The following is a 6,504-nucleotide window of genomic DNA, read 5'->3' as shown; positions in this document are numbered from 1 at the left end:
TGCACTACCCATCATCTCAAAATCCCTAAATAAATTCCCCCCCCAAAATCCTCAAGCGAATTTCTTCCAAATTAGCTTATTGCACATCGAGTGCAGATAAAAAATTAGGTTCAAGCTCATGCATAACATAAATAAAATCAGTGATCACTTACTGATATAGCGAAGATAAATCAGAAAATCTAAAATTCATTCCCCACTAGTATTCATAAATACACTTCATTTAAAGCAATAAACAAAATATACAGTCATTTTTAAATTTGATTATTTATTGCGCTATTATATTGGGGAGGGGTACCGCTATGAAATGTAAGCTTATAAACGGTAATCTTTTTTAGAAGCCATTGTGATGTTATAAGAGGTTGATGATGATCCATAATGGTCTATTAAAGTCTTAAAGTGATAGTCATAAACTTATTTCGTGATGCGAATCAAAATATTTACTTTGCGCTCTTACTAACCTAATTAAGAGGTGTATAAATAATTGCACTATTAATTATTGGTTCTCTTATTGTTTTATGTGAAATAGAAAAGGGATGTAAGATGAAAAAACTATTAGCGGTTTTCTGTGCGGGATTATTTGTCTCAACAAGTGCGTTTTCAGCCATTCCAGCAGGAAATGATGTCACTACAAAACCTGATCTTTATTATTTAAAAAACTCTCAAGCTATTGATAGCTTAGCATTACTTCCACCTCCACCAGAGGTCGGTAGTATTTTATTTTTAAACGACCAAGCAATGTATGAAAAAGGGCGTTTAATGCGAAATACTGAACGAGGAAAACAGGCTGCCGCGGACGCTGACCTTGCCGCAGGGGGGGTAGCAAATGCATTCTCTGAGGCATTTGGCTATCCTATTACAGAAAAAGATGCACCTGAAATTCATAAGCTACTGACTAATATGATTGAAGATGCAGGAGATTTAGCGACTCGTTCGGCAAAAGAAGAATATATGCGGATCCGCCCATTTGCTTTTTATGGTGTTGCAACCTGTAACACTAAGGATCAGGATAAATTATCTAAAAATGGTTCCTACCCGTCAGGGCATACCTCAATTGGTTGGGCCTCTGCGTTAGTGCTATCAGAAATCAACCCAGAGCACCAAGATAATATTTTAAAACGCGGCTATGAACTTGGCCAAAGTCGAGTTATTTGTGGTTACCATTGGCAAAGCGATGTTGATGCAGCACGTATCGTAGCATCAGCAGCGGTTGCTACACTCCACTCCAACCCTGAATTCCAGAAGCAGTTACAAAAAGCGAAAGATGAATTTGTGAAGTTAAAAAAATAATTGCTATTGAATATCACCGTCCTGACCATATTTTTTCTAGCAGGACGGTTTATTATCTTATATTGGTAAATTCTGTGAGTAGTCGCTTAAGCTCAAAGCGTTTAATTTCCCTTGGACTAAAGTTCTTCAGGCAATAATCCATTATCTTGTAATAGGCTAGTCACAAATGCTTGCATAGTTTGGTTCACCGTGTGATTTATAGAGTAATTGAGTTGTGACGCAATTTCAGTTGCAATTTCGTCGAAACAATTCATCAGCTGGAACAAAGAATGTGAAGCTTTTTGTGCATTGCTATAATCGAAGAGGGTTTCCATCGAGGAAAGCATATGTGAAGGCATCCACGTATGATAGTGTTTTCCGTGATACCAAACATCTTGTTTCCCTTCACTTGTTATTGAGGTTAAATATTCAGCCAAAGTGAGTAGAGCATTTTTCATATCAACATCTCTAGACCAAGCACTCCATAATTCATCGCGGGCTAAAGCGATAGCAACTTGATGAGCTTCAAACCAAAAATTAGTACAAAGGTCATTAAATTGAATTTCATTCAATAGCTTCGGTATTGTTGAGGTTTGATTACTATCAGGTACGCCATCGCTAATGCCAGTTTTATCTAACAGTATCGTGTAACCTCTGGAGTAGGTACTATCAAGTCCATATTGTTTCATTTGCTGAAGGCGAGTAGGCTCAGCAAATGTAAAATCGACTTTTCTACCTTGTTCATAAATCACTAAGCAAGTCGGCCATTCTGGCTCATCATCGCCTTTATTTTCGAGATGCAAAGCTATTAAAGGGGAGCCAAACTGATTAATCCAATATTGTTCATGAAAGATTTCAGTTGCCCCAAAGCCGATTAATTCAATATCAATATCTGAATAGCTATCAACGTTATGATCCCTTCCTCTTGAACCTGTCAAGGCAACAGCTTCAATTCTAGGATCGAGCAACGAAACCGAAATTATTTTATTTATTAAAGACGCAGGTGATTCCATGTCTAACCTATTGAATGTGGGAGTATATAGGTACGATACCTGTAAAGTTACCAAAATACCCGTCATACTTCGAATTACAGGGGTGTTGGTTGCGCGCATTCACCCTAGTCACGTAGTTATCTATGCGTCTCGATATTTTTACTCACTGCTTACATGCACCTTTAATTATTATCGGCATAAACTAATAATCAATTATTTCATTGCTAAAGAATGAGAGAAAAATCGAGAAGACTTATTTATAAAAGTAGGGTATTGTGTTTAGTATATAAAACAAAATTGCGTTTTTTTACCTTTTTTCGGTCTATATTAAACATCAAGTTGCATTATACTAAACAGAGGCAAAAGATGAGCGTGTTTATTGATTTCAATCAGTCAATTTATCCTTTTCCGGCTAAACCTATGCGATTAAATACTGATGAGAAGCAATTTTATCGTGAGCGTATTAAAGCATTACTGATTGAAAAAAATGCCGTTATTGTTGCACATTATTATACCGATCCTGAAATTCAAGCACTTGCTGAAGAAACCGGAGGATGTGTAGCGGACTCCCTAGAAATGGCTCGTTTTGGTGCGCGTCATTCTGCTGCCACACTGCTAGTTGCTGGTGTGCGTTTTATGGGAGAAACAGCAAAAATTCTTAGCCCTGAAAAAAATGTCCTCATGCCGACACTTGATGCTGAGTGTTCACTTGATTTAGGTTGCCCAGAAGAAGATTTTGCTCGCTTTTGCGATGAACATCCAGACCGCACTGTTGTGGTTTATGCCAACACCTCCGCAGCAGTCAAAGCACGAGCTGACTGGGTTGTGACATCGAGTATTGCCGTCGAACTGATTGATTACCTTGATAGTTTAGGTGAAAAAATTATTTGGGCACCAGACCGTCATTTAGGGCGTTATGTACAACAAAAAACGGGCGCTGATATTTTATGTTGGCAAGGTGCTTGTATTGTTCATGATGAATTTAAAACGCAATCATTAAGCAAAATGAAGGCGCTATATCCTGAAGCAGCAGTGCTTGTACACCCTGAATCGCCACAAGCTATTGTCGATTTTGCTGATGTAGTTGGCTCAACTAGCCAATTGATTAAAGCGGCACAAACATTACCAAACAAATCGCTGATAGTTGCAACCGATAAAGGCATTTTTTATAAGATGCAGCAGGCTTGCCCTGAAAAATCGCTATATATCGCACCTACTGCCGGTGAAGGCGCAACTTGCCGTACATGCGCTCATTGCCCATGGATGGCAATGAATGGCTTAAAAGCGATTACACAGGCTCTTGAGAGCTATGGTGAACAGCATCAAATTCACGTTAGTGATAATTTACGTGAAAAGGCGATGCTTCCTTTAAATAGAATGTTAGATTTTGCAGAAAGCTTAAGCGCTAAGTAACTCAATATGCTTGTTGTTAATAAGTAAAGATGTTTTAGTAAGCATAAATAAATCATGTGATTCAGTTTGCTGAAAGCATGCTAATTGGTAATACCAAGAATAATTAAAATTGACGTATATGGTTTGCACATAATAATAAATATGTGCATTTACTGTGAACAATGAGGCTGTTACATCACATATTATTGAAATAGGGATTTCGGGATGGATTTCTTTAGCACAACCAATATATTAGTAAATATTCCACTTTGGAACAGTGTTTATGAATTGTCATATATAGAAGCAGTCGGCACCATTGCAGGTTTATTATGCATTTTGCTCGCTAGCTTTGAAAAAACAATTAACTACTTATTTGGTTTAATAAACGTGACGTTATTTGGCGTTATTTTTTTCCAGATTCAGTTATATGCTAATTTGCTTTTACAAGTCTTCTTCTTTGTCGCCAATATTTATGGTTGGTATGCATGGAGCCGAGTCGATAATAGCCAACAAACTGAATTGAAAATTCGTTGGTTAAGCCTCCCTAAAGCTATGATAACGGTCGTTATTTCTGTGCTAGCAATTGCGTATTTAACGTTCAATATCGATATGGTATTTGGTGTATTAGCGGCTTGGGCGGTTGATGCATTAAACCTGTTTGGTGCTAACCTGCAAATGCCAGTATTAGAGCCGGACGCATTCCCATTCTGGGATTCAACAATGACGGTCTTATCAGTGTTTGCGATGATACTGATGACACGTAAATATGTTGAAAATTGGATCTTATGGGTCATCATCAATGTGATTAGCATTGTGATATTCTATAAACAAGGCGTCTATGCTATGTCGTTAGAATATTTGATTTTGCTTGGGATCGCGTTGAATGGTTCAAGGCTTTGGTTTAAATCAGCGAAACAAAATGGCTCTTCGCCGTTATCAAACCAATAGTAACGAAAATTAACAATAAACGGATAAAATAATATCATCGTTATTTTACCGTTTTTGTTTCTTTTTACTCTAAAAACCTACCTAAATATAGGGTTATTGTGCTGATTAATTGCCTTTAGCCTCATTTTATAATTTTGACGTTTAAAATTAGTTATTTCATACCGCTGTTGCTTGTTTACAGAATGCAGCTGAACGGTTAGATTAAATTTTCGATGCCTGCCGTCTTTCAAATTACAGTACCACCAGTGATAGAGTGTGATCCTCATTTAGCGCCTAGCTCAGCAATGAGTGCTTACCAGCGTGCTGTAACTTGAAATCCATAAGGTATGTAAATCAACTAAATAAAAAATAAATATTGGATTAACGAGTATGAATTATCAGAACGATGACGTCAGAATTAAACAAATAAAAGAATTGTTACCACCGATAGCTTTGCTTGAAAAGTTCCCTGCAACTGATAAAGCGGCGTTTACCGTTCATGAAGCACGTCTCGCCATCCATAATATACTGTCAGGTGAAGATGATCGTCTGGTAGTAGTGATTGGTCCTTGCTCTATTCATGATACTCAAGCAGCTTTGGAATATGCTGAGCGTTTGAATAAACTTCGTGCAGAACTTCAAGGTACCCTTGAGATAGTGATGCGAGTTTATTTTGAAAAACCGCGTACTACGGTTGGTTGGAAAGGGCTAATTAACGATCCTCATATGGATAATAGCTTTAATATCAATGATGGTTTGCGTATTGCTCGTGAGCTGTTATTGACAATTAATGATAAAGGTTTGCCAACGGCTGGTGAGTTTTTAGATGTGATTAGTCCGCAATATGTTGCTGATTTAATGAGTTGGGGCGCGATTGGTGCGCGCACCACTGAGTCTCAAATTCACCGTGAACTTGCATCAGGCCTTTCTTGCCCAGTAGGTTTTAAAAATGGGACTGATGGCACGATTAAAATTGCTATAGATGCGATTAATTCGGCACGCTCACCTCATTGTTTCTTATCTGTTACTAAATGGGGTCATTCTGCTATTGTTAATACCAGTGGTAACCCGGACTGCCACATTATTTTACGTGGTGGTAAAGAGCCAAATTACAGTGCTGAACATGTTAAAGCTGTGCGTGAAGGGCTCGTTAGTGCGGGACTTGCACCAAGTATTATGATTGATTTTAGCCATGCAAATAGTAGCAAAAAATTCGAAAGACAAATGATTGTTGCAGACGATGTAAGTGAGCAATTACGTCAAGGCGATCGTTCTATTACAGGTGTAATGATTGAAAGTCATCTTGTTGAAGGTAATCAAAATTTAGAATCTGGTGAACCTTTAGTTTACGGTAAAAGCGTCACTGATGCTTGTATTGGTTGGGATGATACTGAGAAAGTTTTACGTCAACTTTCAGACGCGGTGATTGCTCGTCGTCAAAAATAAGGTCGAGAACTGAGTAAGTGGTGGAAAGCATTCGCTTCTTACTCAGTTATTTAGTTATTAAATTATTTTATTCCTAAGGAAGGCGATTAACTAATTGAATAAAGAATAATGCTTAGATTTTTTTGCTAGTATTAATTATCTCGACGATGTGATTTTTAATAATCGTGAATTCATACAGTTAATTAAATATTATAGTTTATATAAACCCATCTTTCATATGGATAGGTTTATATAATTATTATTTTAATCATGCCTAGGGGCTGTTGATCTTTGTGTAAAAATTGCTCATCAGTGTTTTGGTAACCACATCATAATCAATGATAATGCGACCATCGATGAGTAATTTCTCGCCAATTTGTCATATCGACTTGATATCGCTCTAAAATGTTTAATCCGAGCAAATGCATTTTCAACAAAATGTCGGATCTTATAAAGCTCCCAATCCATATGATCATTATTTAAAAGATTCACTTTTCGCCTT

General features: G+C 37.3%; 5 protein-coding genes and 1 pseudogene. 4 read left to right on the top strand and 2 right to left on the bottom strand.

The genetic code is table 11. From position 1 onward, the window contains the following. The first annotated feature begins 540 nt into the window (after positions 1-540). The gene (phoC, locus tag OOA_RS10135; RefSeq protein WP_008912062.1) at positions 541-1,287 is read left to right on the top strand and encodes an acid phosphatase PhoC; all 747 of its coding nucleotides are present in this window, start codon (positions 541-543) and stop codon (positions 1,285-1,287) included. Between the two features lie 116 nt (positions 1,288-1,403). Here phoC and OOA_RS10130 read toward each other — a convergent pair whose 3' ends face one another. Further along, on the bottom strand, positions 1,404-2,279 hold the full coding sequence (locus tag OOA_RS10130) for an aminoglycoside 6-adenylyltransferase (protein ID WP_008912061.1): 876 nt from the start codon (positions 2,277-2,279) through the stop codon (positions 1,404-1,406). Between the two features lie 345 nt (positions 2,280-2,624). Here OOA_RS10130 and nadA point away from each other — a divergent pair, with 345 nt between their 5' ends. From nadA to aroG, 3 genes are all read left to right on the top strand, one after another. Further along, entirely contained in the window at positions 2,625-3,671 is a 1,047-nt protein-coding gene (nadA, locus tag OOA_RS10125) for a quinolinate synthase NadA (RefSeq protein ID WP_008912060.1), read from the top strand. A 204-nt stretch (positions 3,672-3,875) separates the two neighbouring features. Next, a complete protein-coding gene (gene pnuC / locus OOA_RS10120; RefSeq protein ID WP_008912059.1) occupies positions 3,876-4,598 on the top strand; it encodes a nicotinamide riboside transporter PnuC in 723 nt (240 codons plus the stop codon). Positions 4,599-4,967: 369 nt separating this feature from the next. Next, positions 4,968-6,023 (top strand): 3-deoxy-7-phosphoheptulonate synthase AroG, encoded by a 1,056-nt coding sequence (aroG, locus tag OOA_RS10115; protein ID WP_008912058.1) that lies wholly within the window; start codon positions 4,968-4,970, stop codon positions 6,021-6,023. A 288-nt stretch (positions 6,024-6,311) separates the two neighbouring features. On the opposite strand, the pseudogene OOA_RS20050 reads toward aroG, so the two are convergent. After that, positions 6,312-6,504 (bottom strand): annotated as a pseudogene (locus tag OOA_RS20050) (IS5/IS1182 family transposase); the annotation flags it as partial.

Origin of the sequence: Providencia burhodogranariea DSM 19968 (assembly GCF_000314855.2) — a bacterium.
In the GTDB taxonomy this organism is placed as follows: Bacteria; Pseudomonadota; Gammaproteobacteria; order Enterobacterales; family Enterobacteriaceae; genus Providencia; species Providencia burhodogranariea.
This window is presented reverse-complemented; position numbering and strand designations above follow the sequence as displayed.

Bases quoted from the DNA above. Each gene is read 5' to 3' on its own strand.
- phoC (WP_008912062.1), top strand. From the start codon at position 541: ATGAAAAAACTATTAGCGGTTTTCTGTGCGGGATTATTTGTCTCAACA.
- OOA_RS10130 (WP_008912061.1), bottom strand. From the start codon at position 2,279: ATGGAATCACCTGCGTCTTTAATAAATAAAATAATTTCGGTTTCGTTG.
- nadA (WP_008912060.1), top strand. From the start codon at position 2,625: ATGAGCGTGTTTATTGATTTCAATCAGTCAATTTATCCTTTTCCGGCT.
- pnuC (WP_008912059.1), top strand. From the start codon at position 3,876: ATGGATTTCTTTAGCACAACCAATATATTAGTAAATATTCCACTTTGG.
- aroG (WP_008912058.1), top strand. From the start codon at position 4,968: ATGAATTATCAGAACGATGACGTCAGAATTAAACAAATAAAAGAATTG.